The 25,900-nt window shown below is 71.1% G+C and carries 16 protein-coding genes and 3 pseudogenes; 11 read left to right on the top strand and 8 right to left on the bottom strand.

Annotated elements, in window-relative coordinates:
• Window positions 1–3: 3 nt before the first annotated feature.
• The 3 genes from OG589_RS22830 to OG589_RS22820 are packed head-to-tail and all read right to left on the bottom strand — an operon-like array spanning window position 4 to window position 4,821.
• Window positions 4–2,565: a hypothetical protein gene (locus OG589_RS22830; RefSeq protein ID WP_405139276.1), complete on the bottom strand. Its 2,562-nt coding sequence runs from the start codon at window positions 2,563–2,565 to the stop codon at window positions 4–6.
• 12 nt (window positions 2,566–2,577) lie between these two features.
• Entirely contained in the window at window positions 2,578–4,161 is a 1,584-nt protein-coding gene (locus tag OG589_RS22825; RefSeq protein ID WP_405139274.1) for an Hsp70 family protein, read from the bottom strand.
• A 3-nt stretch (window positions 4,162–4,164) separates the two neighbouring features.
• On the bottom strand, window positions 4,165–4,821 hold the full coding sequence (locus OG589_RS22820) for a nucleotide exchange factor GrpE (protein WP_405139272.1): 657 nt from the start codon (window positions 4,819–4,821) through the stop codon (window positions 4,165–4,167).
• A gap of 524 nt (window positions 4,822–5,345) precedes the next feature.
• Here OG589_RS22820 and OG589_RS22815 point away from each other — a divergent pair.
• From OG589_RS22815 to OG589_RS22795, 5 genes and pseudogenes are all read left to right on the top strand, one after another.
• Window positions 5,346–6,023, top strand: a pseudogene (locus OG589_RS22815) (ABC transporter ATP-binding protein); the annotation flags it as partial.
• Window positions 6,008–7,786 (top strand): hypothetical protein, encoded by a 1,779-nt coding sequence (locus OG589_RS22810; RefSeq protein ID WP_405139270.1) that lies wholly within the window; start codon window positions 6,008–6,010, stop codon window positions 7,784–7,786. The pseudogene OG589_RS22815 and the gene OG589_RS22810, both read left to right, overlap by 16 nt.
• A gap of 115 nt (window positions 7,787–7,901) precedes the next feature.
• Window positions 7,902–8,444, top strand: a pseudogene (locus tag OG589_RS22805) (ATP/GTP-binding protein); the annotation flags it as partial.
• 112 nt (window positions 8,445–8,556) lie between these two features.
• Window positions 8,557–9,018, top strand: a complete 462-nt coding sequence (locus OG589_RS22800; RefSeq protein WP_405139268.1) for an ATP/GTP-binding protein — start codon at window positions 8,557–8,559, stop codon at window positions 9,016–9,018.
• Window positions 9,012–9,356 (top strand): annotated as a pseudogene (locus OG589_RS22795) (RloB domain-containing protein); the annotation flags it as partial. The gene OG589_RS22800 and the pseudogene OG589_RS22795, both read left to right, overlap by 7 nt.
• A 39-nt stretch (window positions 9,357–9,395) precedes the next feature.
• Here the strand turns inward: OG589_RS22795 and OG589_RS22790 are convergent.
• Both OG589_RS22790 and OG589_RS22785 read right to left on the bottom strand, forming a co-directional pair.
• Window positions 9,396–10,748, bottom strand: coding sequence for a sensor histidine kinase (locus OG589_RS22790; protein WP_405139266.1), 1,353 nt, complete (start codon window positions 10,746–10,748; stop codon window positions 9,396–9,398).
• A complete protein-coding gene (locus OG589_RS22785; protein ID WP_405139264.1) occupies window positions 10,748–11,422 on the bottom strand; it encodes a response regulator transcription factor in 675 nt (224 codons plus the stop codon). The genes OG589_RS22790 and OG589_RS22785 overlap by 1 nt, the downstream gene beginning before the upstream one ends.
• Before the next feature lie 78 nt (window positions 11,423–11,500).
• Here OG589_RS22785 and OG589_RS22780 point away from each other — a divergent pair, with 78 nt between their 5' ends.
• The 4 genes from OG589_RS22780 (at window position 11,501) to OG589_RS22765 (ending at window position 13,600) form a co-directional block, all read left to right on the top strand.
• Complete coding sequence (locus tag OG589_RS22780; RefSeq protein WP_405139262.1) at window positions 11,501–11,980, top strand: hypothetical protein; 480 nt, start codon at window positions 11,501–11,503, stop codon at window positions 11,978–11,980.
• Between the two features lie 451 nt (window positions 11,981–12,431).
• A complete protein-coding gene (locus OG589_RS22775; protein ID WP_405139260.1) occupies window positions 12,432–13,031 on the top strand; it encodes a hypothetical protein in 600 nt (199 codons plus the stop codon).
• Window positions 13,028–13,267, top strand: a complete 240-nt coding sequence (locus OG589_RS22770) for a hypothetical protein (protein WP_405139258.1) — start codon at window positions 13,028–13,030, stop codon at window positions 13,265–13,267. The genes OG589_RS22775 and OG589_RS22770 overlap by 4 nt, the downstream gene beginning before the upstream one ends.
• Before the next feature lie 120 nt (window positions 13,268–13,387).
• Window positions 13,388–13,600 carry a hypothetical protein gene (locus OG589_RS22765; protein WP_405139256.1) on the top strand — a complete coding sequence of 71 codons (213 nt, stop codon included), beginning with the start codon at window positions 13,388–13,390 and terminating at the stop codon, window positions 13,598–13,600.
• 376 nt (window positions 13,601–13,976) lie between these two features.
• Here the strand turns inward: OG589_RS22765 and OG589_RS22760 are convergent, their stop codons facing one another.
• Genes OG589_RS22760 through OG589_RS22750 form a run of 3 tightly spaced genes read right to left on the bottom strand, consistent with a single transcriptional unit; the run spans window position 13,977 to window position 21,793 of the window.
• The gene (locus OG589_RS22760; protein ID WP_405139254.1) at window positions 13,977–18,950 is read right to left on the bottom strand and encodes a DNA repair ATPase; all 4,974 of its coding nucleotides are present in this window, start codon (window positions 18,948–18,950) and stop codon (window positions 13,977–13,979) included.
• 7 nt (window positions 18,951–18,957) lie between these two features.
• Window positions 18,958–21,036, bottom strand: a complete 2,079-nt coding sequence (locus tag OG589_RS22755) for an SPFH domain-containing protein (protein WP_405139253.1) — start codon at window positions 21,034–21,036, stop codon at window positions 18,958–18,960.
• A 10-nt stretch (window positions 21,037–21,046) separates the two neighbouring features.
• Entirely contained in the window at window positions 21,047–21,793 is a 747-nt protein-coding gene (locus OG589_RS22750; RefSeq protein ID WP_405139251.1) for a hypothetical protein, read from the bottom strand.
• 130 nt (window positions 21,794–21,923) lie between these two features.
• Between OG589_RS22750 and OG589_RS22745 the strand changes: the two genes are divergently transcribed.
• The gene (locus OG589_RS22745; protein ID WP_405139249.1) at window positions 21,924–22,670 is read left to right on the top strand and encodes a type 1 glutamine amidotransferase; all 747 of its coding nucleotides are present in this window, start codon (window positions 21,924–21,926) and stop codon (window positions 22,668–22,670) included.
• 167 nt (window positions 22,671–22,837) lie between these two features.
• Window positions 22,838–25,807, top strand: a complete 2,970-nt coding sequence (locus OG589_RS22740; protein WP_405152100.1) for a bifunctional [glutamine synthetase] adenylyltransferase/[glutamine synthetase]-adenylyl-L-tyrosine phosphorylase — start codon at window positions 22,838–22,840, stop codon at window positions 25,805–25,807.
• Window positions 25,808–25,900 lie beyond the last annotated feature (93 nt).

Here is a 25,900-nt window from a genome sequence, read left to right as displayed (position 1 = left end):
GGCTCATCCCACCTTCATCCGCCGGACCGGCGGGTCGATCAGGGCCACGTCGCTCCCCGCCCCCTGGGCCCCGCCGTCAGATTCGGCGAAGCAGCGCAGCCAGTACGGCTTGGCCTGCCGCGGCGCGGGGACGGTCAGGCGGGCGGGCACGTCCAGGTCGGTCCATTCGTCCAGCAGCACCCCGTCGTCGGCCGACTTGGGCTGGACGAGGCCGGGCTTGAGCACCAGGACGAGGCGGTGGAGGCGTACGGGCCGGTCGGCGCGCACGTCGACCACCAGTGAGCGCCGCCACGCCGGGCCCTGCTGGCTGAGGTCGTAGTGGACGGGGACGTGCCCGGCCAGCCGCAGGCTCACGGCGGGGCCGCGCAGGCGCTCGCCGTGGATCAGGGACGTGGGCGCCACCTCGACGGTGACGGGCTCCCCCTCGGGGACCTCCAGCCGGACGCCGCCCTGCGCGCTGTAGGCGGCGGAGTTGACGATCATGCTGTGCCCGTTCCAGCGCACCTCCACCTCGGGCACGTCCGGCGGCCAGACGAAGCCGACGTAGACCGTGACGCCGCGTCGCTGCGCGGTGAGGCGGGTCGGGGGCGCCAGGTTGACGTGGTCGGCGTGCGCGCCGACCGTGGCCAGCTCGCCGGCCACCGTGACCGCGAGCAGCACGCCGGGGCTGCCTCCCGGGCGGATGGCCTGGCCTTCCCGGGTGGGGAAGGCCGGGATCGCCCGGCTCGCGGCGCGCAGCTCGGCGAGCGAGAGCGTGGTGCCCACCGGCCACGGCGGCGCCGAGTCCAGCGCGACGATCTCCAGGGTGCCGTCCGGCGGCTCCTCGTACCGTACGAGCAGCGTGCCGGGGGCGGTGGGATCGCGGCGGAGGGTGAACTCGCTCACCGGCCGGGGGCGTCCGCGCGGGGTCACGGTGTGCCGCACGCCGGGAGTGACCACCTCGCCGTCCGGGCCAGGGTAGGCCGCCGAGACGACGTAGGTGTGGCTCGTGCCGTTGACCACGTCCCTGTCGCGGAAGCCGGTGTCGTCGCAGGCCAGCGCCAGCCCGTCGCGGGTCACCACCACCCGCGCGGCCTCGGGGGGCAGGGACCACCGGCCAGACACCACGCCGTCGCCCGCCGTCACCCGGACGTCGCGCGGCTCGGGCCGCACGATGACCGGGGCCGCCGCCGCGGGCATCGACGCGGCCTCGTCCCGGCGCGCCACCACCGAGTAGGTGACCGGCGTGTTGACCGGGGGACGCTCGTCGCGCGCGGACGGCCGCTCGGTCGTCTCCAGCGGCACGCCGTTCCTGTGCACCTCGTACACGACGCGGCCGGCCCGCGAGGGCGAGGGCTGCCACACCAGGCTCACCCCCTCGTCGTGGAGGTTCGCCCGCACGGCCCGCGCCGGGTGGGGCGCCAGCCGTACGAGCAGCTCGGCCGCACCGGGCAGGTCGGGCACCCGCTGGAGCGCGTCACGCAGCGCGAGCCACGCGTCGTCGGGGTCCAGGGCGGCCCGCGCGCGGTCCCGAAGCTGCACGGCCCGCGCCAGCCTGGCCCTGACCTCGGTGGCGAGCTCGGCCGCCTCGCCGGTGAGCGCGCCGGGGCCGAGCGCGTCGGCGAAGTCGGCCGCCGCGTGGATCTCGCCGGCGTCGACCAGCTCGCGCAGCCGCGCCGACGCGCCGCTGGCCACGCCGCCCTCCCCGCGCACGGCGAAGATCAGCCTGCGGGCGTCGCCGGGGGCCAGGTCGAGCTCGGTGGTCGCGTGCCGCAGCAGCGTGTCGTCGTAGGGGTGCTCGCGGATTCGCTCGCGCAGGCGGGAGACGATGTCGTACCGGATCAGGACGGACGGGTCGGGGGAGTTGCGCAGGGCGGCCAGCACCGTGTCGGCGCTGATCGTCCACGGCCCCCTGGTGCGGGAGGCCCACCGCCGCTCGACCTCCCCGATGGCGTCCTCCACCGGCCCCGCGCCCGGCACGGAGAAGCCGTCGAGCACCCTCATGTCCGCGCAGCGGTCGCCGAAGACGAAACGGCCCAGATGGCTCAGCCCGAGGGTGTCGAGCGCCTCGCGCGCCTTGCCGTACCCGGGGTACGGCGCGGCCTCGGGGAGCGCGTCGGGCTCGCGGACCTCGATGGACCGCTCGGCTGCCAGGCGCACGGCCTCCTCGTGGCCGACGCCGCTCGACCGGGCGATCGTCGCGAGGAGCGCGGGGGACAGCATGCGCAGCCGGCCCGCCGCGTCGTCGATGCGGCTACGGGCGTCGGCCAGCCTGCGCGCCGCCCTGCGCTCCGAGTCGCCCAGCGCCGCGCGGAGCGGCGAGAGGTCGCCCTCGGCGGCGGCCGAGAAGATCGGGGCGAACCGGGCGTGGTCGGCCTCCAGCCGGTCGGCCAGCCGCTTGTACTTCAGCATGCCCCGGGCGCGCCGCCAGCACTGGCGCACCAGCTTGACGGTCTCCGCCACCTCGGTCGCGGTCATCGCCTCGCGCAGCTGGTAGCGGACGCGCAGATCCTCGGGCGGGAGCCCGCCCGCCTCGCGCGCGGGCTCCAGCACCTCGCGGGTGTACCGCTGCTCGTCGAAGGCCATGCGGCCGCCCGGCTAGCTGACCTGGACGCGGGACAGGGCGGCCCGCGACTCGGCCACCTCCTCCTCGGACATGCCGCCGATCTGGATGCGCAGCTCCAGCTCCTCGCCCGTCTCGCGCTCGCGGGAGGTCACCTGCAGCAGGCCGGAGGTGTCGAGCGCGAACGTCACCTCGATCGGCCACCCGGACGGCTTGCCCGGCGGGATCTTCAGGACCCCCTCGGCGATCAGGCCGTTGTCGTCGGGCTCGTCGGACTCGGCCTGCCCCGCCTGCTCCATGACCTCGACGGTGACGCCGGTCTGGCCCTGGTCGATGGTGTAGAACTCCTGCGTCACCGCGGCCGGGAGCGGGTCGTTGGCGTGGACCAGATGCTCGACGCTGCGCCGCCGGGTCTCCTTGTCGGTGACGACGATGCCGAAGGCCCGGGAGGCGACGGTCTTGATGGTGCGCCCGGCGATCTGCTCCTGCTGGTCGGCCGACAGGCCTGCCCGCGCGGCCATGTCCTCGGCCCGCGCGGTCTCGCCGGACAGCAGCAGCCGCCGGTAGGTCTCCTCGAAGGCGTACAGGGCCGCGCCCTTGGCCACCGCGAGGTCGGGGTCCTGGAGGCGGGGGGTGAGCTGGAACTCCTTCTGCAGGACCTCGGTCACCGCCGGCATCTTGGTGGACCCGCCCACCAGCACCAGGTGGTCGTACGCCTGCACGCCCTTGACCGCGGCGGTCTCCATGGTGCGCCTGGTGATCTCCACCGTGCGGTCGAGCAGGTCGCGGGTGAGCTCGGTGAACGCCTCGCGGGTCAGCTCGACCTTGGCCACCCTGCCCTCGTGCACGACGCGGACGGTGTGCTGGGTGCGCGTGGAGAGAGTCTTCTTGAGATCCTCGGCGTCCCGGCGGAGCTGCTGCTCGGACTGCTTGTCGAGCAGGGGGCTCCCCGCGTCGGGGTGCTCGGCCTCGAACCGGTCGGCCAGGTGCTCGACCAGCCGGTCGTCCCAGTCGGCGCCGCCCAGCTCGTGGTCGCCGTCGGTGCAGACCACCTCGATGTTCCCGCCGTGCAGCGTGATCACCGTGGTGTCGAAGGTGCCGCCGCCGAGGTCGTACACCAGGATCGTGTGGTCCTGGTCGGGGTTGAGCACGCCGTAGGTGATCGCCGCCGCGATGGGCTCGGAGACGATGTCGATGACGTTGAGCCCGGCGATGTGGCCGGCCTTGCGCGTGGCGTCGCGCTCGGCCGCGCCGAAGTAGGCGGGCACGGTGACCACGACGTCCTCGACGGGCTCGCCGGTGGCGGTCTGGGCGTCGTCGGCGAGCTTGCGCAGGATGAACGCGGAGATCTCCTCCGGCGTGTACGGCCGGTCGTGCCTGACCCGCGGCACATCGTGCCCCATATCTCGCTTTATGCGGCTGACCACGAGATCGGGTTCGAGCACGGCGCTGTCCTTGGCCGTGGCGCCCACCACGACGTTGTCGGGGGACTCGAAGAACACCACCGACGGAGTGGTGTCGGTGCCTTCGAGATTGCGCAGCACCGTCGGCCGGCCGACGTCGTCGACAGAGGCGATGCAGGAATACGTCGTACCCAGGTCGATCCCGTAAACAGCCATCGCCTACTCGCTCTCCTTGTTCGTGCCGCCGTTCGTACTGCCGTCCGTGCCGTCCTCTGTGGCCCCGGTGTCCGTGCCGGCCCGCCCGACGACCACCGACGCCTTGCGCAGCACCCGGTCGCCCATCGCGAAGCCCTCGACCAGCACCTCCACGACCGTCCCGTCCGCGCCGGAGCCCACCTCGGCCGTATGGGCCGGGCGGTGGAGGGCCGGGTCGTACGCGTCGCCGGGCTCCACGGTGAGGAGCTCCGCGCCCGTACGGCCGAGCACCTCGGCCACTTCGTCGGCCAGCGCCGACAGTAGCGGGCCCGCCAGCTCGGGAGAGGGGGAATTCGGTCCCTGCCAGCGGGTGCCCTCGCGCACGAGCGTGTCGTAGAGCCGGTAGAGGCCCGCCCTCACCGGGGTCAGCGCCTCCTGGAGGAGCCCGTGCCGCAACTGCTGGTTCTCGGCGTGCAGCCGGTCGATGACCTGCTCCCGGTGGGCCGCCCGCTCGTGCTCGCGCCTGACCGTCTCCGTGAGCGCCGCCAGCTGCCGGGTGAGCTCCTCGGCCTGACGCGCGAGCTCCTTGGCGGCGTCGGGAAGACCGGGATCGTCCGGGAGAGGGGAAGGTGGACCTTCCCCGGAGACAGGCTCGCGTGGCTCTTTAGGGCGAGGGGCCATCTATCTCCTAGTGCCGGAAACTTGCGAATTTCTGACGTCTGCAACTCTAGCCATCAAAGACCCTGCCCGGGAGAGATTTAGATGTCCACTAGTGAGTCGTATGTCATGATTAGTTGGTATTCCGAGCATCTTTCGGAGTCGGTCGGCGTGACCGTATACAAGGCCTCGCGCGGCGGGCGTCCAAAATTCTCGGCGTAAAGGCGGTGCATCCCATGCATCCCATGCGTCCCATGAGTCACATATCTGCTCTATGCGTCGCGAGCAGGACAATGAGGGTCGAGTCGAAGCCGTCACCGAGGTAAGCGGCAAGGTGCCCGTCCGGATCTCGGGATAGTCGCTTCCGCGACATGGAGTACGTGAAGGGTGAGCCGCCCGACGCCAGGCCGGAGCCTCCGGTGGCTTCGGCCCTCGGGCGATGGCGACCCGCGGCACCATTGACGCACTACCCGCTCAAATGCTCATATGTTCCGATCTGTCGTTGATCTCGTAGCACGCTAACCAACCTTCCTGTTTACGCTCGCGACATCCCCCAAGGTTCCTTCTATGGGCTTGTCGGGCAGAACGGCGCCGGTAAGACCACCACCTTGTCCATGGCCGTCGGCTTGCTCCGTCCCGATGGTGGCAACGCGCGGATCTTCGGCGCCGATGTCTGGTCCGACCCGGCCAAGGCCAAGACGCTGGTCGGCGTGCTGCCCGATGGGATGGCCATGCCCGAACGGCTCACCGGCCGCGAGGTGCTGACCTACCTTGGGCTGCTCCGCGGGCTGCCGCGCGAGGTCGTCGACCAGCGGGCCGAGGAGCTGCTGTCGGTGCTGGAGCTGGACGAGGCGGAGAAGACGCTCGTCATCGAGTACTCCACCGGAATGCGCAAGAAGATCGGGCTGGCCACCGCGCTGCTGCACGCGCCGCGGCTGCTCGTGCTCGACGAGCCCTTCGAGGCCGTGGACCCGGTGTCGGCCGCGACGATCAAGACGATCCTGCGCGGTTTCGTGGCCGGTGGTGGGTCCATCGTGCTCTCCAGCCACGTCATGGCCCTCGTGGAGCAGCTCTGCGACCACGTCGGAGTGATCGACAAGGGCAGGGTGGCCGCGGCGGGACCCCTGGACGAGGTCCGTGGCGTCGGCTCCCTCGAAGACGCCTTCGTCGGCCTCGTCGGCGTCTCCGGCGGCGGAGCGAAGGAGCTGTCGTGGCTGTCGCGCTGACCATGGTCCAGATGAAGGTGGCCGTGCTCCGTAACTCGATGACCGGTCAGCGGGCCGGCTTCGTCGTCATGGGCGCGCTGAGCGGCTTGGTCCTGGCGGCCGGCACGATCTTCCTGGCCTTCTCGGGGGCCGACCTGCTCGCGGCCACCTACGCTGTCTGGATGCTGGGCTGGGTCTTCGGCCCCACGTTCAGCGGTGGTGGTGACGAGACGCTCCGGCCCGAGTACTTCACGCTGCTGGGCCTGCCGCCGCGCCGCCTGGCCTCCGGACTGCTCGTGTCGGCCTTCGTGGGAGTGGCGCCCGCGATCAGCCTGCTCGCCCTGACCGGGCTCGCGGTCTTCGGGGTACAGCTGGGCGTCGCGGCCGCCCTTGTCTCGATCCCCGCACTGCTGCTCCAGCTTGTGGTGTTCGTCCTGCTCTCCCGGGTCGCGGTCGCCGTACTCGGCCTGGCCCTGCGCTCGCGCGTGGGAGCGATCGGCGCCGGGCTGACCAACGGCCTGATCCTGGCGTTCCTGGGCCAGATCTGGGTTGTCTTCGTGGCGCTCGGCGAGGCGGGCGGCATCCCGCCGGTGGTGACGACGCTGGCCCGTTACCTGCCCTCCGGCTGGGGGCTGGTCGCGGTCGAGGCCGCCGCGTCCGCCGACTGGGTGCGGGCGGCCGGCGCTCTCGGCGGCATGGCGGTGCTCATCGCCCTGCTGCTGGCCGCGTGGGCGGCACTGCTCACCCGACGCGCCGGGTCGACCAGGGCGGCCACCCGGGGACGCAGGCCGATGCGGGCCACCACCGCCTCCGGCGCCGTGCTCGCCAAGGAGCTGCGCACCTGGTCGCGCGACCTGGTGCGCACGCACCAGCTGACCTTCGCCCTCGCCTATGGCGTGTTCTTCGCCGCCGTCCCGCTGCTGATGGGCTGGACCGGGATGCTGCCCTGGGCGGGTCCGATCTTCGTCGTGATGGCCGCCGCCATGTCGGCCAACCTGTACGGCACCGACGGCACCGCGTTGTGGCTCACGCTCATGACGCCGGGAGCGAGCGACGTCCGCGGGCGGCAGCACGCGTGGCTGCTCACCGTCGCGCCCATCGCCCTCGTGCTGACGCTGTCCCTGGCCGCGGTCACCGGCGGGCCCTGGCCCATCCTTCTCGCCCTTCTCCTCGCGCTACTGGGCGGCGGCGCCGGGCTGGTACCCCTGGCCTCGGTGTACGCGCTCATCCCCGGCACCGACCCGCACCGGCGCGGCGGCAATCCACTGCGCTCCACAGAGGACGACGGTGCGGTCACCGGGATGGTGTACGCGCTGCTGGCACTGGTCGCCCTCACCGCGGTCCCCGCGGCGATCGCGACCGCGCTGTTCGGGTGGGCGGGCGTGATCGTGGGAGCCCTGACGGGTGTTCTTTGCTACTGGGGATTCGGGATTCTCGCCGAGCGCCGACTGCTCGCGCAGGGGCCCGAGCTGCTCGAGATGATGCGCACCGGACGCCGACCGGCCGCGAAGCCGGGCGTTCGGACCCGCTTCGAGGACCTGCCGCGCCGCGAGCGGATCATCACCGGGATCTGCTTCTCGATCGGCGCCATCCCGCTGTTCCCGCAGGGTTTGCTGGCCGGCTTCTTCAAAGCCTCCGAGAACCCGACGCGCGCGTGGTTCCTGGCCCTCTACCTGCCGTCGTGGCTGCAGTGGCCCACGATCGTGTTCATGGTCCTCCTGGGGCTGGCCATCTACGCGACCGGCGTGATCATCCCTTATCGCTACAAGAAGGACGCGCCGTAGCGTCGGGACATCTGGCGTCGCCGCACGGACGGTGTCAGGGACCTCACGACAGGCCCGCAGTGAGGGCGCGGAAGATTCTGCCTGCGGCTACGCTTTGTCGCGTGAGGTGGACGGCATGCTGCTGAGATTCCGGGTCGCGAATGTGCGTTCCCTGAGGGATGAGCAGGAGCTGACCTTTGTCGCGTCCCCGGAGGCGCCCGGCGCCCGCAAGGTGGAGCTGACGGACGGCACCTTAGGGGTACATCCCCTGATCGGTGTCTTCGGCGCCAACGCTTCGGGGAAGTCCAATGTCCTCGCCGCTCTGAGCGACATGCGGGATGCCGTGGTCTACTCCTACGCGCGTTGGGCCGCGTTCCAGCGCATCCCGCGCCATGTCTTCAGGCTGGACCCCAAGTGCGCTGACGAGCCTTCCTTCTTCGAGGTCGACGTCATCCTCGATGGTGTGCGTTGGACGTACGGGTTCGAGCTGGGGGCGGAGCGGGTCGAGTCCGAGTGGGTGCACAGCTATCCTCGGGGTCGCCGTCAGGAGTGGCTGGACCGGGACGCGTCCCGGCACGAGCCCTACCGCTGGCCCGGGAACCGGGTCCGGGACCGCGGCCAACTCGCCCGCCGGACGCGGCCCGACGCGCTGCTGCTTTCCACGGCCGGTACGGACAACCATCCACAGCTCTCCACGCTATTCCAGTGGTTCCGGAGCAATCTGTGGTTCATCGGTCCGGAGGGAGAGCGGGAGGACCGGGAAAGGGGTTTCACGGCCGAGCGGTTGGAGGGTGCGACTTCTCCCCCTCGACTGGCAGCACGAGTCGTTCGGGACCCGGTCCTGGTTCGCACTGCTCGGTCCGATACTGCTAGCCCTGGACGAGGGCGCGGTATTGCTGATCGACGAGCTGGACGCCAGTCTGCACTCTCGAATGGCGGCCGAGATCATCCGTATCTTCGCCGACCCGGATGCCAACCCGGCGGGCGCGCAGCTCATCTTCACCTCGCACGACGCTACCGTGCTGAGCAGCCCGAGCGGCGAGCGCCTGCTGGCGCCGGAGCAGGTCTGGCTGACCGAGAAGGACGAGGACGGCGCCACGAAGCTGTACGCGCTGACGGAGGCGGGGCCAGGCGAGGAGGAGAACCTGACCGTTTCGTACTTGGAGGGAGCGTTCGGCGCGGTGCCGGACCTGCTGGAGGGCCAGATCGCCCGGCGTATGGCGGCCGCACGGGAGGCGGGTCGGCATTGGTAGCCAAGAGAGCGAAGGGCAGGGACGCCCTTCTCCCGGCTCAAAACGGAAACCGCCGCCAGCGCGCCGTCTTCGTTTACACCGAGGGCGAGGTCACCGAGCCGAGTTACATCGACGCGGTCAGGGCGTTGTTGGGAAAGATGCCCGTCAGCATCCACATTGCGAACGGGCGGGCGCGTGGCTCCGACCGTAAGCCCGCCGATCTGGTCGACCAGGCCATCAAGCTGCTGAAAGAGAAGAGACGCGAGGACGGCAAGGCAGGGTTGCCGCAGGCTCTATGGACTCAGGTCTGGTGCATCTTCGACCACGATCGGCGGGACCGCAACGAGCTGTCCAGCCTGCTGAAGCAGGCGAAGAATCATGGTGTGGAGATCGCTTTTTCAAATCCGTGCTTCGAGGTTCGAGGCCGCCGCGGCGCCGGACTGCAGCACCGCGTCGAGCCGCACCACGAAACTGGCACCGGTACCGCGGTCGGTGATGGACACGCTTCCGCTGTGCAGCATGGCGATCTCCCGCACGATCGCCAGACCGAGACCCGATCCGCCCGAGTCCCGGGCCCGCGCCCAGTCGAGCCGCGTGAAGCGGTCGAACACCGCCTCACGATGCTCGGGAGGGATGCCCGGCCCATCGTCACGCACCTCGAGCAGTGCCACGCCGGCCTCGTTCGCGACGCGCACGTCGACGGTTGCGCGAGCATGCCGTACGGCATTGTCGACCAGGTTGGTGACCAATCGGGCCAGGTGGGTACGGGAGCCGTTGACCACCACATCGGGCTCGACGGCCAGGCGGACCCGGACCTCGGGGCGAGGACGCGGACGCAGGGACTCCTCCGCGGCCACCTGCCCAAGATCGACCTCGTTGCTCCGGGGAGGTTCTCCCGCGTCCAACCGGGCCAGCAGGAGCAGATCGGCCGCGAGCGACTGTAACCGCTCCACGTCGGTGAGTGCCTCACGGGCCGAGTCCTCACGGGCGGCCAATTCAAGGCGGGTGCGCAGCGTAGCGATCGGGCTGCGCAGTTCGTGCGCCGCGTCCGCGACAAACCGTTTGTGCTGCTCGACGGCATTCTCCAGGCGGTCCAGGGTGGCGTTGACGGTACGGGCGAGCGAGGCGATCTCGTCCCGCGAGCTCGGTACGGGGACCCGGCGATGCAGATCGCGGGCGGTGATGTCGGCCAGCTTCGCCCGGATCCCGGACACCGGCACCAGTGCCTTGCCCACGAAGAACCACGTCATCCCGGCGACGAGCAGGAGCAGCGCGGGGACCCCGAAGATCAGCAGGCGGTTCAAGACTCGCAGGGCGTTCTGTGCCGGTTCCAGCGAGCTGCGCGCGGTGACCGTCACGACGTCCGTGCCGTTCTCGACGGCCGTGCTGGCCACCGCGTACCCGGCGGTGTCCCAGTCTGTTCGCGACGGTTCGGTGGAGCGGCTGATCCGGAGGTCGGGGTCCTCCACGGCCGTCGTGCCGGGCCGTACAGTCTCGGCGGGGCGCACAGTCGTGGCGATCGCCGGAGAGGAGACAGACAGGGCCTCAGCCACCACCGCGGCCCGCCGCACGGCGTCCTGTTTCGCGCTCTCTCGGAGGTTGTCTCGCAGCACCGTCGTTAGTACGGCCGACGCCCCGCCGAGGGCGACGGCCACGATGAGGGTGGCCGCGATGGTGGCGCGCAGCCGTATCGACCAGCGCGCGGGCGGGTGAACCCGTATCCGGGCCGCCCACCCATGTCGTGCGCGCATCAGAGCAGCCCATCCAGCCGGTAGCCGGCGCCGCGCACAGTCATCAGGGACGAGCGGCCGAAGGGGGCGTCGATCTTCCGTCGGAGGGCGCTGATGTAGACCTCGATGATGCTGGGATCGCCCGCGTAGGAGAAGTCCCAGGCCTGTTCGAGAAGCTCCGTCTTGGACACCACCTCACCGGGCCGCCGGGCCAGGCTGTGCAGCACCGCGAACTCCTTGGGCGTGAGCGCGACCTCGACGCTGCCGCGTCGGCACTTCAGCCCGGCGGGATCGATCACGAGGTCGCCCACCGTCAGCGCGACCGGCCGTTCCCTGCCGCCCCTCCGTACGAGCGCGCGCAGCCGGGCGAGCAGTACCACGTAGGAGAACGGCTTGGACAGGAAGTCGTCCGCACCCGTGTCGAGCGCCTCGGCCTCGTCGTACTCGCCGTCCTTGGCGGTGAGCATCATGATCGGCGTCCAGTCCCCGGCCTCCCGGAGGCGACGGCAGAGGGCGTACCCGTTCAGGCGCGGCAGCATCACGTCGAGGACGATCGCGTCGTAGGTGTTCTCGGTCGCCATCCACAGGCCTTCAGCCCCGTCGAACGCGATGTCGACGGCGAAGCCTTCGACCGCCAGACCGCTTTTCACGAGTTCGGCCAGCCGCCGCTCGTCCTCCACCAACAGCACACGCATGCCTGAAGCATGCACGAGTCCACCTAAAGCGGACCTGAAGATCGTTTCAGTCGGCTTCAGCTTCGCTTCAGGTAGCGGATGGCAGCATCCTTCCCGTTCGATACGGGTCGATCCAGAGGGATCGACGACGAGAAGGAGATGGGAATGCTCAGCAAGCGCGTACGGTTGGCGCTTTCGGTTGGTGTCCTCGGCGTGGCGCTCACCACCACGCTCGCCGCCGCGGCCAACGCCGACGAGACCCCGAAGGGCACGTCGGTCGTTTCGGAGTGCAAGAACGCCGACGTCACGGTGACAGAGAAGGACGGCAAGCTCGTCGCCACCGTGGACGGCAAGGAAGTGGAGGTCTCGGCCGCCGCCGAGGTCACACCTACCGACTCGGTGCCTGCTGCCAAGGCCGATTCCACCGATTCCGCCGGGACAAGCAAGGCGAGTGAGCTGACGCCCGCCAAGGTGAAGGCCGGGGCCGCCGATTCCACCGATTCCGCCGCGGCGAGCAAGGCGAGTGAGCTGACGCCCGCCTACACGGCTCCCTGCGCCTCCAGCGCCGCTACCAAGTAGCGCCCTGCGCATGGCCGTGCCGGCTTCCGAGACGGCCATGCGCCCACCGGCTGGACGCCCGCATCGAGATCGCCCCTCGCGCCTGTGACCTGCGTGGATGAGTATTCGACACCCGCAGGGCCGACCCCGGTGTGTGGGTTTGGTCGATCGCGATGACGATGGGAGGGCCGTCCAGGCTATCGCAGACCACATCCAGACGCTCCGCCCGATTAAGTTGCTCGTCGGCGAGCTTCCTCAGGCTCGGCTCCTCGCGCCGTACGTCCCATTGGGCGATTTCCATCCTGAAATCCCAGGTCACTAGGGGTGGTACGGATCCGCTCCGGGATCCTCGTGCTGGCAGCAGCCGAGTTCCCGATCAAGTGATCATGGCAGATCAGGACTTTCCGGACTCCTGCGATCGACACACAACGATCCCTACGATCAGCATTCGAACGGATATCTGACGTAATCGATGCAGCTGGAGTGGCGGTTGTCGTTACTGGAGCGGATCACCGAGCGCCGGGCCCGGCTGACCGAGCATCTGGCCAAGGAACTGGCCGATGTCCAGCATGAACTGGACGAGGTCAGCGTCGCCGAACAGGTCGTCGCGCGGCTCCTCGCCGAAGACCGCGACGGTGACCACGTCGGCTGGACAGCCGGCTCCACCCGCGAGCCGGTGGCGGCCACGGTCGTGGCAGGGCTGTCGGCGGCGAGCCGGAAGATCCCCGACCGGCACGACGCCGACGGCATCGGCGACCTGCCGGACGCCTACCGGACCCTGGTCGAGGCGGTGACCGCACACGGCGGCCCGGCAACCTGCAAGCAGGTCTGCGAGCGGATCGGCCAAAGTACCGAGTCGGCGCAGGTCGAAGGCCAAGCTCAAACGGCTGACCGACCGCCGCTGGCTGCGGATCACCGCGAGCGGGTCGTTCGCGCCGTTGCCGTGATCGGGGCGGGCACCCGCGCCGCGGGGCCGATCCCCGCCGTGTTCCCCGCCGTGTTCCCCGCCGTCACGCGCCGGACCGTGCGCCCAGGCGAGAGGTGTCCCCGGCGGGGCTATCGCGGTGTGTGACAACTACAACAGAACCCGCCGAGGACACCTACGCTGTCTACCAGGTCCATCTGCCGCTGTCGTCCAAGGCCGTCAACTTCGTCGCCGACCTGCTGCGCGGCCACATCAAGACGATCGGCTCGCGATGGCGCAAAAAGAACTGGCGGATCCTCACCAAGGTCCGGATGAACCCGATCCACGCCACCCAGCTGCTGCGCGCCCTGATGGTCCTGACCCGCTGCGAGATCACCCGCTGACGGACGATCACCAGGACCGGAACCCGGCCCTGCCGGGCACGATCACACCCGACCGATCCCACACCAGCCCACTGACCTGCAACTTCAGGATGAAACGATCTCAATGGTATCTGTGACAATGTGGTGCAGCGGCTCCCCAAGGACTTCCACCAGACGCCGGGTGGGATCAAGCGCGTCTTACCCGCGCAGATCGAAGGCAAGTTCGAGATCGCCAAGAAACGTGCGCTGGACATGAACGGGCAACATCCCGAGTACCAGGCACCGCCCAGCAGGGACCCCTACACCGACGTGTACTGCTTTGTGGAGAAGGGCATGGGCGTCACAGGATACTGATAGTGACGTTCTTTCACTGCCCCCCACACCTTCGCGCCTGCGGGTTTCATGCTGAGCCGCTATGTAGATAACACCCCCTCCGAGCCCCAGGACGTCCGCGCCCACATCGAGGGGGGAATGCCGCGCGCCGAGATGGCGGCCCGGAAGGATCCGCTCGATTCGTACGGTATCAACCCGCGGGACCTTTTCGTGGAGCGAAAGCATGGCGACGCCCGGTATCTGAACTTTCTGCCCGAAGGCCAGCGACCCGGTCCGGCCCGGCTCGCGGAACTGGCCCGGCCGTACCACCATCGTGCTCAAAGAAGTCGACGAGGACTTCTTCGACGCTCCGGCCTCCTCGTGACGCTCTGAAGACGACGGCCCTCCGCAGGCGGGTTCAGGTGGTGCCGTCGGAGGCGAGTCGGTGCGTGGCGCGGTTGATGGCCGACTCCACCGCGCCGACCCGGTCGGCGAGCAGGCCGACGGCGCCGACGGCCCTGCTCATCGGGTCGTCCTCCTGGCCTCCGAGGGCGCGCGCCCGAAGGTAGCCCGCCTTCACCTCGGCCCAGCGCCCCGCCTGCTCCGCGGTCATCGTGCCGCGGAGCTCGGCGAGCTTGAGCAGGTTGGCCTCGGCCCCGCCGGTGAGGGTCTGCGCCTCGCCCGCGTAGTGGTCGTCGATCAGCGCCGCGAGCTCCGCGTCGTCGGTCACGGGCAGCACGCGCTCGGCCAGCTTGTTCATGTCGCGGTAGGAGCCCTGGAGCTGGAACGGCGGCTCGGTGCGCGACGCGTCCGACTGCGCGGCCGAGGCGATGTAGGCCTGGTTGACCGCCAGCACGACCTCCTGGACACGCAGCAGCCCGCGCAGCACGGCCACGATCTGGTCGAGCTCCACAGGGGAGTACGGGTGGGCGAGCCGGTCGGGCCGTACGGACCGGTCGCCCCTGGCCAGCCGCACCAGCAGCTCCACGTCACCGCTCTCCCTGGCCGACAGCGGCGCGAGCACGGGGTTCGAGGTCAGCGCGTTCTCGATGTAGCTCAGCGCGAACAGGTCTTCGCGGCCCGACAGGACGTCGCCCAGGTTCCACACGTCCGCCCGGTTGGCGAGCATGTCAGGGACGCGGAACCGCCTGCCGGACTCGGTGTACGGGTTGCCCGCCATGCACACCGCGAACCGCTTGCCGCGCAGGTCGTACGTGCGGGTGCCGCCGTCCCAGACGCCCTCCATCCGCCGCTGGGCGTCGCACAGGGAGATGAACCTCTGCAGCAGCTCGGGCGAGGTGTGCTGGATGTCGTCCAGGTAGAGCAGCACGTTGCTGCCCATCTCCAGCGCGAAGGAGATCTTCTCCACTTCCTGCCTGGCGGTCGCGTCCGGCGCCTCGGCCGGGTCGAGCGAGGTGACGGCGTGCCCGAGCGAGGGGCCGTTGACCTTCACGAACACCAGCCCGAGCCTGCTCGCCACGTACTCCATCAGCGTCGTCTTGCCGTATCCGGGCGGCGAGATCAGCAGCAGGAGCCCCATCTGGTCGGTGCGCCTGCCGTCGCCGACGGTGCCGAGCTGCTTCGCCAGGTTGCCGCCGATCAGCGGCAGGTAGACCTCGTCCAGCAGCCGGTTGCGCACGAACGCGCTCATCACCTTGGGCTTGTACTCTTCCAGCCGCAGCCGGCGCCGCTCCGCTGACACCAGTTCGTCGCGCCGCCGCTGGTAGGCACGGAAGGCCGGGACGCGCTCGTCGCGGAAGCGCCGGGTGCGGGCGGTCACCTCGTCGAGGCGCAGCCGCAGGCGCCGTTCCACGATGCGCGGATGGGTGCCGAGCAGGCCTTCGACGGTGGCGGACAGTGCGGCGGAGGAGTCGTGGCGGGGGAGCGCGGCGCCGCACAGCTCGATCGCCACCGCCTCCGGAAGGTCGTCCACCGTCCCGCCCGCACCGCCCGCGGCCTCTCCGTCCGCCGTCGCCCCGGCGAGGAGCGAGCCCAGCCACGCCTCGACGAGCTGGTGCCGGGCGGCCAGGTCGTCGCCCAGCGCGCGCAGGTCCTCCTCGAACTCCTTGTACGAGGCGGACCCGGGACCGCCGAGCGCCTCGCGGAACCTCGTGAGCAGGGCCCGGGCGCCGGCGCCCGTGACGAAGCCGGACGGCGTGCCGGACAGCTCCTCGAAGAGGTACTCGGCGGCCAGGCCGGCGTCGGCCCCTCCGCCGGCGCCGCCCGCGCCGTCCAGGAAACCGGTCATGGCGGCCGACAGCTCCGCGCACAGCTCCCCGATCGCCCCGCTCAGGCGGCCGAAGGTCGCGCGCGCCCTGGCCAGCGAGGCGGCCCGCGTCGACCACTTGGCCCTCGCCGCCTCGCCCGCGCCGAACGCCCAGAACAGCTGGGCCGCCGCGCGCTCCGCGGGCGGGTAGCGCAGCAGGGCGCCGCCCGCGTGCAGCGGCAGCAGGGCTTGGAGGATCGCCGCGGCGTCGTGGTCGTGCACCCCGCGCTCGTAGCCCTCGTCGTAACGGGCCTCGGCCACCCCGCGCACCACCCTGAGCAGGGCGCCGTCGGTGACCGCCGCCGCGTGCAGCGCTTCGAGCGACAGCCCCTCGCGGCCCTGCTCGGCCGCGGAGAGGATCCACGCCGCCAGGTGCTCGGACCGGTAGACCTCGGGCGACTCCGAGACCAGCGACTGCTCCCAGAACGGCCTGGTCGCGGCGAACGCCTCGTCCCGTACGGGGGAGCGGTAGTCGGTCCCCGTCACGGTGAACGCCATCCGGCCGTCGTGGGGGACGAGCGTGAGGTCGAACGGCTGGGTGCTGACGGCGAAGCGGTGCTCGCCGAGCCGTATGGTGTCGCCGCCGTCGCCGTAGAGGTCCCGGCGGTCGCGCAGTGCCCGGCCCGCCTCCTGCCGGGCGGCCTTGATCCGCCCCGCCAGTTCCTCGGCGCGCACCTGGTCGCCGAGCGAGCGCAGCTCGTCCGACACGCCGCGCAGCTTCGCCACCATCGGGTCGGAGGCGAAGTAGGTGTTGACGTCGTCGAGCGACCCCAGGCTCGCGACCCGGCGCCGCACACCGGAGAGGATCCGCTCCGCCGAGTCGGCCAGGCGGTCGGTCCTGCGCGCCCGCTCGTCCAGCAGCGCCTGCTTGCGGGAGGAGAACGCCTCGTAGACGTCTTCCCGCTTGGAGGTCAGCCGGGCCAGGAAGTCCTCGAACTCGCCGAACCGGGACTCCAGGTTCTCCAGCTGGAGCAGCAGCCTCCCGAGCTGCTCGTCGCACCGCTCGGGGCTGTCCGCCATGGCGAGGGCGCCGGTGACGGCCTGCCCGAGCAGCGAGAACTCCGCCGCGAACTGGGCGCGGCCCTCGACGGCGAGCAGCTCGCCCCTGCGGGCGCCGAGGATGGCCCTCGCGCGGTTCACCCCGCCCAGCACCTCGCCGATCCGCTCCAGGATCGCCGTGCGGGTCGTGGCGTCGGCGATGTCGAGGCTACCGACGACCTCGGTGACGATCTCCAGCCCCTCGGCCTGCTCGGTGAGCCGCGCGCCGACCGGCTCGGCCTCTGCCACGGTCGCCACGGTCGCGGCGTCCTCGGCCAGCCGGTCCACCTGCTCGTGGAAGCCGCCGAAGGCGTCCTCGCCGGAGAGGAACGCGACCGCCCGCTGGGCGGCCCCGTCGAGCTCGGTCGCAAGCCCGGCGGCCAGCTCGTCCACCCGGGCGACGTCGGCGAAGCGCAGCTCCCGTACGGTCATGAGGTTGCCCTGGGCCCTGCGCAGCTCGGCCAGCCGGGTCACCCACTCGCCGGCCGTGGCCGGGGCCTCGCCGTGCAGGCGCCGCACCATGGAGGCGATGCGCGACGCGGCCTCGTCCAGCGTGGCGGTCGCCTGGCCGGTGAGCGCCTGGACCTTCTCGAACTCGTCGAGCACCTGCTCGGCGGCCGCCCGTACGGCCGCCAGCGGGGTGCGCAGGTCGCCGAGCCGGTCGTCGCCGAGCCAGTGGTAGTGGTCGGACATCCGCTCGCATGCGGCGATCAGGGCCTCGAACACGGCCGTGGAGGGGCTCATCTCCTCGGCCATCCGGCCCACCGACAGCGCGTCCGAGATGCCGCGCACGAGGTCGCCGTTGCCGACCCGCTCCAGCGGCCCCGTGCCGGTGGGCTGCGCGGCCGCGTAGGTGTCGGACAGGTACGGCGTCTGCCAGACCTGCATCGGATGGACCCTGGTCGGCTCCTTGGACAGCTCGCGGAACACCACCAGCGTGCCGTCGTCGAACAGCGAGTATCCGTGGCAGGTGATCGGGCTCGCCACCTGCTTGCGGATCACGTTGTACGGCAGCAGCAGCGTCCGGCCCTCGGTGCGGGCGTGGAAGACGTACAGCACGTCCTCGCCGTTGGTCGAGCGCACCACCCGCTCGTACTCCAGGTCCGCGACGTCGGTGTCGAAGGTCTTGGTGACGCCCGTGGCGAGATGGTAGCCGCCGGGGAAGATGATCCCCTGGTCCTCCGGGAGGCGGCGGCAGGCCTGCCCGATGCCGTCGAGCCGCACGACGGTCCTGGTCCTGGTGTTGAACACCAGGTGCCGCGCCTCTGTCTCCTTGTACGGCCTGACGCGCAGCAGGATCAGCGGACCGATCCTGGCGTGGTGAATCTCGGCGTCCGCCAGGCTCTGCAGCGGTTCGTCGACTGGCTCGCGGTAGATGCCCTCGCCGGTCTCGGTGTTGTTCTCGATCTTGATGGTCAGGTCGCCGCCGACGGTCTCGACGAACACCTCGCCGCCGATGGAGATGTGCGGGTGCCGGCCGGGCACGTGGTCGTCGCGCGTCGTCTCGGTCCACTCGAAGTCGTGCGACGGCGGGAACACGTGGTCGCGCTCGCCCCGGTCGTCGACGTAGGAGACCGTGCCGTCGGGGGCGGCGTTCCACCGCAGCACCCGCACGTCCTGCGTGCGCGGGCCCGTCTGGAACACCGCGAGCAGCTTGCCTTCGGCCTGCCGGAGCTGCAGCAGGCGGGTCTCCCTGTAGTACCGGTACAGCTCGCCGAAGTCGCGCTCGAAGCGGGGGTCGCGCAGCAGGCCGGGGAGCTCGCCGCCGCGCACGTCCTCGAAGCGGAACGACTCGCCCTCGCGCACGAACCGGTGGTGGGAGAAGACGTCGTCCACGGCCGTCTCCGGCTTCAGCCCGATGAAGACGTTGTAGCCGAACAGCATCAGCCCGCCCGCCGACACGATGTCGCGGGGCACGCAGTTGTTCTCCGTGCGGATCCGCTCGGTGCCGATGAGGCGCAGCTCGGCGCTGCCGAAGACCGCGAGGCGCTCGGCGTTGAGCGCCTCGGCCCGCCTGGCGAGCTCGGCGGCCTGCTCGGACAGCCGCGCTCGCAGCACGTCGTACGTGCCCTGGGGAAGATCGGTCATGAGGGCGTCAGTGGTCGGCGCCGACGGTGTCCGCGGCGTTGCCTGCCGCGCCCGCCGGGATCGCGGCGGAGCCGTTGCCCGGGTTCAGGGCGCCGAGCGCCGAGACGGGCGCGTCCGCGACGCCGAGGCGCCGCGCCGTGTCCAGCAGCTTGGTGAGCTGCCCGGAGTCGGGCCCTCCAGCCTTGATGAGCCGCATGAGCAGCGCCGAGATCGTCAGGTTCTTCACATCGGACGAGCTGATCGAGCCGAGCAGCCGGGTGACATCCTCGGGGAAGCTCGACGACCCGTCCAGCCACGGCCCGGCCAGCTTCTTGGCCACCTCCGAGTGCTCGACGAAGCCGTCCACGCTCTTGCCGAGCGCGATGGAGTTCATGAGCCGGTCGAAGAACATGCCGTCGCCGCCCACGATGCTGATGTCGGCCTTCTCCAGCCCTGCCGCCAGCACGACGGCCTGCGACTCGGCGATGGAGCGCTGGGCGTCGAAGCCGGCGAGCCGCAGGTCCTTCTCGGCCTCCAGCCGCAGGCGGTACTCCTCGTGGGAGCGGCTGGCGTCGTCCAGCGCGGCCATGGCCGCGGCCTTCTCCGTGAGGCCCTCGGCCTCGGCCTTCAGCTTCTCGCCCACGGCGGTGGCGGCCACGAGGGTCTTCTCCCGCTCCACGGCGGCCTCGGCGCGGCCGACCTTCTCGATGGCCTCGGCGCCCCGCTCGCGCACCTGCACGTCGGCCAGGCCGGTCGCGGCCGCCTCCGCCTGGATCCCCTCGGCCAGGCGGATCTTCGCCCGCGCGTCGAACTCGGCGGCCTGCTGGCGCGCCTCGGCCAGCACGAGCTGCTCACGTGCCTTGTGCCCGGCCGCCGCCTCGGCGGCCTCCGCGGCCTTGATGTCCTTGACCAGGCCCTCCTGCGCCTCGGCCTCGGCCTGGATCACCAGGGTCTGGCGCAGCCGCTCGGCCTCCTCGACGGCGCGCAGGCGCTTGATGATCTCCTCCTGCTCGGCCACGGTCTTCTCCACCGCGATGCGCTCGCGGATGATCTCCGCCATCGTGCGCTTCTCGGTCTCCAGCTCCTTGTCCTTGGAGATCGTGGAAAGCTGCGTCTCCCGCTCGCGGGCGATGACCTCCAGCTGGCGGTCCTTCTCGATCCGTTCGGTCTCGATCGCGATGACCCGCTCGCGGTTCTTCTCGGCGACCGCGACCTCCCTCGCCTTGTTCTCCTCCTGGACGCCGAGCTGCTCGGCGGTGCGCATGTGGGCGGTCTCGGCCTTCAGCCGCTCCTCGGCGCGCACCCGGGAGATCTCGGCCTCCTCGCGGGCCCGCATGGTCTCGACCTCGCGCTTCTGCTTGATCTCCGCGTCGGCCTGCCGGCGCTCAAGCTCCAGAATCGCCTCCCGCGCGTCCACGTTCTGGCGGGTGATCTCCTTCTCCTCGTGGCGCTGGAACTCGTTCGTGCGTACGTGCTCGATGGAGGTGAGCTCGGTGATCTTGCGGATGCCCTGGGCGTCGAGGATGTTCGCCGGGTCGAGCTGCGACATGGGCGTCTGCTCAAGGAGGTCGATCGCGGCGTCCTCAAGGCTGTAGCCGTTCAGGTCGGTGCCGATGACCTGGATGATCTGGTCACGGAACTCGTCGCGCTTGGTGTAGAGGTCGACGAAGTCCAGTTGCTTGCCGACGGTCTTCAGCGCCTCGGAGAACTTCGCGCTGAACAGCTCCTGGAGCGTTCCCTGGTCGCTGGCGCGTGCGGTGCCGATGGCCTGGGCCACCTTCACCACGTCCTCCACGGTCTTGTTGACGCGGACGAAGAACGTGATGCGGATGTCGGCGCGGATGTTGTCCCGGCAGATCAGGCCTTCCTGGCCGGACCGTTCGATCTCGATGGTCTTCACCGAGATGTCCATGATCTCGGCCTTGTGGAGGACGGGCAGCACCACCGCTCCCGTGAACGTCACGTCGACCGACTTGACCTTGGAGATGATCAGCGCCTTGCCCTGCTCGATCTTGCGGAACAGACGGGTGATCACTATGAGCGTGGTGATGACGATGACGAGGACGACGGCGAGGAGCACGCCGAAGCCGGTGGAGATGACGTCCAATGGGGGTCCCTTACTTGGTCGGTGCGTCGGGGTCGAGTTCGGCGTCGTAGGGCGTGACCCAGAAGAACTCGCCGTCCGCGTCGTAGTCGAAGATCAGAGCGGTGTCGCCCGCGCGCAGCACTCCCTCGTGCCTCCCGCGGCTGTCGCCGGGGTGGGCACTCGGGTCGCGCGCGGCCGAAGGCTCGGGCCCGTTCCCGCCCCGGGAGGCGGGCTCGACGCCGAGCCCGTCCCGGAGCGCGTGGCCCGGCCACTGCAACTGCCTGACCTGGATGACGGCGGACGAGCCGTCGGACGCCCTGGCCTCGGCCTGGCCGAAGTCGGCCCCCACCCGTCCCGTGCGGATGACGCACATCCTGCCCACGAAGTCGTTGCGGGACGGCGCCCGGTGAACCGCGAAGACGCGGCGCAGGGGCAGCACCAGCAGGCGGGTGACCAGCCACGCGCCGGCGAGCGCCACGACGAGCAGGACGGCTCGCGTGCCCCACGGTGGGGAGCCGAGCAGCACCGTGCCGGCCAGGCTGCCGAACCACGCGAGGGCGATCAGCAGCGAGAACGCGACGGTCGCGGGCACCCCGCCCAGCCCGAGGACGCCGAGCGGCCCGATGTCGTGGCCCGCGCCCGTGGCGTCGTCCGCGTCCAGGACGTCGAGGCCGGCCCCACCCAGCAACACGAGCGCCCAGTATCCGACGACCACTACCAGTAAGAAACTGAAGATGACGGCGGGAAAACTCAGTGCCGTCTCGACGAACTCCCCCATCGGTGTGCTAGCCCCCTGGTAACCGGTTCCCCCGAACCGATAAACGACTGTATAGCGGGAAAGTTCCTATTTTTAAGGACTGAGCGGAAGTTCGGTAGAACCGGACGTTTCGGACACCCATAATTGACACATGGGACACCGAATTCTGATCATCGAGCACGAGGCCGAGGCCGGCCCAGGGTTCCTCGCCGGATGGCTGGCGGACGCCGGGATGACCTGTGAGGTCGCCCGGCCGTACCTGGACGGGGAGATCCCGGGTCTCCGCACCGGCGACGGCGGCCGGGTGGACGGCCTCATCGTGCTCGGCGGCGCGGCCTCCGCCTGGGACGACGAGGGATATCCCTGGCTGCCCGCCACGCGCGAGCTCATCAGGAACTCGGTGGACGCGGGGCTGCCCACTCTCGGCATCTGCCTCGGCGCCCAGCTGATGACCCTGGCCTGCGGGGGAGAGGTGGAGCGGGGCGCGGAGGGCCTGGAGGTCGGCCTCCGGCCGGTGTCGCTCCTGCCCGCCGCCGAGGACGACCCGCTGTTCGCCCGGCTCCCGCCCACGGTCCGCTCGGTGCAGTACCACCAGGACGCCATGACGGCCCTGCCGCCCGGCGCGGTGCCGCTGGCGACGGCGGAGCAGTACCCCAACCAGGCCTACCGCCTCGGCTCCTCGGCGTGGGCGGTGCAGTTCCACCCGGAGGCGACGCCCGAGATCTTCCTGTCCTGGACCGGCCCGAACGCCGACGAGCTGCGCGAGGGCGGGTTCGACGTGGACGGCCTGGACGCCCCGGTGCTCGCCGCGCACGACGAGCTGGTGCGCACCTGGCGTCCCCTCGCGGAGGCCTTCGCCGCCGTCGTCACGGGCGACCGCGCGATGGCCGAGGGGTGACACGCCGGATCGCCAATGAACAATGACCGCTTTGTTGTTATTTGCCGTCGTGCCGGGGCCGGACACCCCTTTCTATTCCCGGTGACCGGGCGATTACGGCGCGGAACCACTAACGACGCGGCCGTGAGTGACCGGCTACTTTGGGCATTGTGAACGCCGAGTCCCGTATGCAGACGACGGCCGGGCGCCTGGCCAGGCTGGGCTTCGCCGACGGAGCCCAGGCCGAGCGGCTTCTCGACGAGCTCGGGCCCGAGGCGGTGGGCGATCTCGACCTGCTCGCGGCGCTCGTCAGCGCCGCCGACCCCGACCTCGCGCTCACCTCGCTCAACCGCCTGGCCGAGCGCGACCCGAGCGTCCTCGGCGCGCTGCGCGCCGATCCCGGGCTCCGAACCCGCCTGCTCGGCGTCTTCGGCCTGTCCGCCGCGCTCGGCGAGCACGTCGTGCGGCACCCCGAGCACTGGAGGCTGCTTTCGGGCGAGCAGGCGGTCCAGCGCATGCCCGAGCGCGACATGCGGTCCGAGCTCCTCGAGGCCGTCGGCGCCGACCCGTCCGAGGCCGAGCCGCACGCCCCGCACGGCGGCACCGACACGATGTCGGCCCTGCGCGTGGCCTACCGCGGGCGGTTGCTGCACCTCGCCGCGCGCGACATCACCGGCCAGGCCTCGCTGTCCCAGGTCACCGCCGAGCTGTCCGACCTCGCCGCCGCCGCGCTGGAGGCGGGTCTCGCCATCGCCCGCTCCGACCACCCCGAGAGCTCGGACGTACGGCTCGCGGTGATCGGCATGGGCAAGTGCGGCGCCCGCGAGCTGAACTACATCAGCGACGTCGATGTGATCTTCGTCGCCGAGCCCAGGGACGGCGTCGACGAGACCAAGGCGCTCCAGGCGGCGACGCGGCTCGCCCAGGGCATGATGCGGGCCTGCTCCACCAGCACCCCCGAGGGCGCCCTGTGGGAGGTCGACGCGGCGCTGCGCCCCGAGGGCAAGGCCGGCCCGCTCGTACGCAGCCTGGCCAGCCACCTCACCTACTACCGCCGCTGGGCCAAGACCTGGGAGTTCCAGGCGCTGCTCAAGGCGCGCCCCGTCGCCGGGGACATGGAGCTCGGCGAAGAGTACGTCGCCGCGGTCAACGAACTGGTCTGGCACGCCGCCGCCAGGGACCACTTCGTCGAGGACGTCCAGGCGATGCGGCGCAAGGTCGAGGCGAACGTCCGCGCCAGCGAGGCCGACCGGCAGATCAAGCTCGGCCCCGGCGGCCTGCGCGACATCGAGTTCGCCGTCCAGCTCCTCCAGCTCGTGCACGGCCGCTCCGACGGCCTCCTGCGCCGCCGCGCCACCCTGCCCGCGCTGGCCGCCCTCTCGCGGGGCGGCTACGTCGGCAGGGACGACGCGAAGGCCCTCGCCGAGGCGTACAGCTTCCTGCGGCAGGTCGAGCACCTGCTCCAGCTCCACCGCCTGCGCCGCACGCACGTCGTGCCGGAGAACGTCACCGACCTGCGCCGCATCGGCCGTGGCCTCGGCATGATCGTCGACCCGGTGGGGGAGTTCACCACCCGCTGGAAGCGGCACGCCATGGAGGCGCGGCGGCTGCACGAGAAGCTGTTCTACCGCCCGCTGCTCCAGGCTGTCGCCCGGCTGCCCGGAGAGGAGGCCCGGCTGTCCACGGCCGCCGCCTCCGCGCGGCTGTCGGCCCTCGGGTACGCGGACCCCGACGGCGCGCTCCGGCACATCGCCGCGCTGACCAGCGGCGTCTCGCGACGGGCGGCGATCCAGCGCACCCTGCTGCCCGTCATGCTCGGCTGGTTCGCCGACGCGCCCGACCCCGACGCCGGCCTGCTGGGGTTCCGGCAGGTCAGCGACAAGCTCGGCGCCACCCCCTGGTACCTCCGCCTGCTCCGCGACGAGACCGCGGTCGCCGAGCGCATGGCGAGGCTCCTCGGCACCAGCCGCTACGCCACCGGGCTGCTGCTCAACGCCCCCGAGGCCGTCGCCATGCTCGGCTCCGACGGCGAGCTGGCCGTCCGCCCGAAGGCCTCGCTCGCCGCCGAGGCGGGCGCGTCCGTGGAGCGCCACTCCCACGACGCGGAGACCGCCGTCGCCTCCGTCCGCGCGCTCCGCCGCCGCGAGCTGTTCCGCACGGCCGTGGCCGGGCTGGTCGGCCGCATCGACATCGAGGAGGTCGGCCAGGCCGTCTCCGAGCTCAACGACGTCACCATCCAGGCCGCCCTGGACTCCGCGATCCACAAGATCTCACTGGAGCGGCGCGGCGACTTCCCCACCCGCTTCGCGGTGATCGCCATGGGGCGCCTCGGCGGGTACGAGTCCTCGTACGGCAGCGACGCCGATGTGATGTTCGTCCACTCGCCGCTTCCGGGCGCGGACGAGAAGGTCGCGACCGACGCGGCGCACGCGGTCGCCAACGAGATGCGCCGCCTGCTGGCCAGGGCCGCACCGGACCCGCCGCTGCAGATCGACCCCGACCTGCGGCCGGAGGGCCGTCAGGGCCCCCTGGTCCGCACCCTGTCGTCGTACGCGGCGTACTACCGCCGCTGGTCGTCGCCGTGGGAGTCGCAGGCCCTGCTCCGCGCCCGCTTCTCCGCGGGCGATCCCGAGCTCGGGGCCGAGTTCACGGCCCTCATCGAGCCTCTGCGGTACCCGCCGGACGGCATCAGCGACTCCGCCGTCCGCGAGATCCGCAGGCTGAAGGCCCGCATGGAGGCCGAGCGGCTGCCCAGGGGCGCCGACCCCCTGCTGCACACCAAGCTCGGCAGGGGCGGGCTGTCGGACGTCGAGTGGCTGGCGCAGCTGATCCAGCTCAGGCACGCGTTCGACGTTCCCGAGCTGCGCACCACCCGCACACTGGAGGCCCTGCGCGCCGCCGTCGGGGCCGGGCTGCTGGCCGCGACCGACGAGGAGGTGCTCGCCGAGGCCTGGCGGTTCGCCTCCCAGATCCGCGACGCCATCATGCTGGTGCGCGGCCGGGCCGGTGACAGCATCCCCGCCGACGTGCGCGAGCGGGCGCTGATCTCGCGTGCCCTCGGCTACGCCCCGGACGGCGCCGAGGACTTCGTCGAGGACTACCTCAGGACCACCCGCCGCGCCCGGGCGGTCGCCGAGCGCGTGTTCTACGGCGGCTGACGCGGGGCCGGTCATGACAACCGATCCATCCCCGGCGACGTCAGATCATCGCGGCCACCGTCGCGGAAGGTCCCTCTACCCCCCGGGTGATCT

Source organism: Sphaerisporangium sp. NBC_01403 (assembly GCF_045040145.1).
Lineage (GTDB): Bacteria > Actinomycetota > Actinomycetes > Streptosporangiales > Streptosporangiaceae > Sphaerisporangium > Sphaerisporangium viridialbum.
This window is presented reverse-complemented; position numbering and strand designations above follow the sequence as displayed.

What these genes read in the sequence shown, in the direction of transcription:
- OG589_RS22745 (WP_405139249.1), top strand. Translation starts at nt 21,924, where the DNA reads ATGGGACACCGAATTCTGATCATCGAGCACGAGGCCGAGGCCGGCCCA.
- OG589_RS22825 (WP_405139274.1), bottom strand. Translation starts at nt 4,161, where the DNA reads ATGGCTGTTTACGGGATCGACCTGGGTACGACGTATTCCTGCATCGCC.
- OG589_RS22785 (WP_405139264.1), bottom strand. Translation starts at nt 11,422, where the DNA reads ATGCGTGTGCTGTTGGTGGAGGACGAGCGGCGGCTGGCCGAACTCGTG.
- OG589_RS22830 (WP_405139276.1), bottom strand. Translation starts at nt 2,565, where the DNA reads ATGGCCTTCGACGAGCAGCGGTACACCCGCGAGGTGCTGGAGCCCGCG.
- OG589_RS22750 (WP_405139251.1), bottom strand. Translation starts at nt 21,793, where the DNA reads ATGGGGGAGTTCGTCGAGACGGCACTGAGTTTTCCCGCCGTCATCTTC.
- OG589_RS22740 (WP_405152100.1), top strand. Translation starts at nt 22,838, where the DNA reads ATGCAGACGACGGCCGGGCGCCTGGCCAGGCTGGGCTTCGCCGACGGA.
- OG589_RS22780 (WP_405139262.1), top strand. Translation starts at nt 11,501, where the DNA reads ATGGCAGCATCCTTCCCGTTCGATACGGGTCGATCCAGAGGGATCGAC.
- OG589_RS22760 (WP_405139254.1), bottom strand. Translation starts at nt 18,950, where the DNA reads ATGACCGATCTTCCCCAGGGCACGTACGACGTGCTGCGAGCGCGGCTG.
- OG589_RS22775 (WP_405139260.1), top strand. Translation starts at nt 12,432, where the DNA reads ATGCAGCTGGAGTGGCGGTTGTCGTTACTGGAGCGGATCACCGAGCGC.
- OG589_RS22790 (WP_405139266.1), bottom strand. Translation starts at nt 10,748, where the DNA reads ATGCGCGCACGACATGGGTGGGCGGCCCGGATACGGGTTCACCCGCCC.
- OG589_RS22820 (WP_405139272.1), bottom strand. Translation starts at nt 4,821, where the DNA reads ATGGCCCCTCGCCCTAAAGAGCCACGCGAGCCTGTCTCCGGGGAAGGT.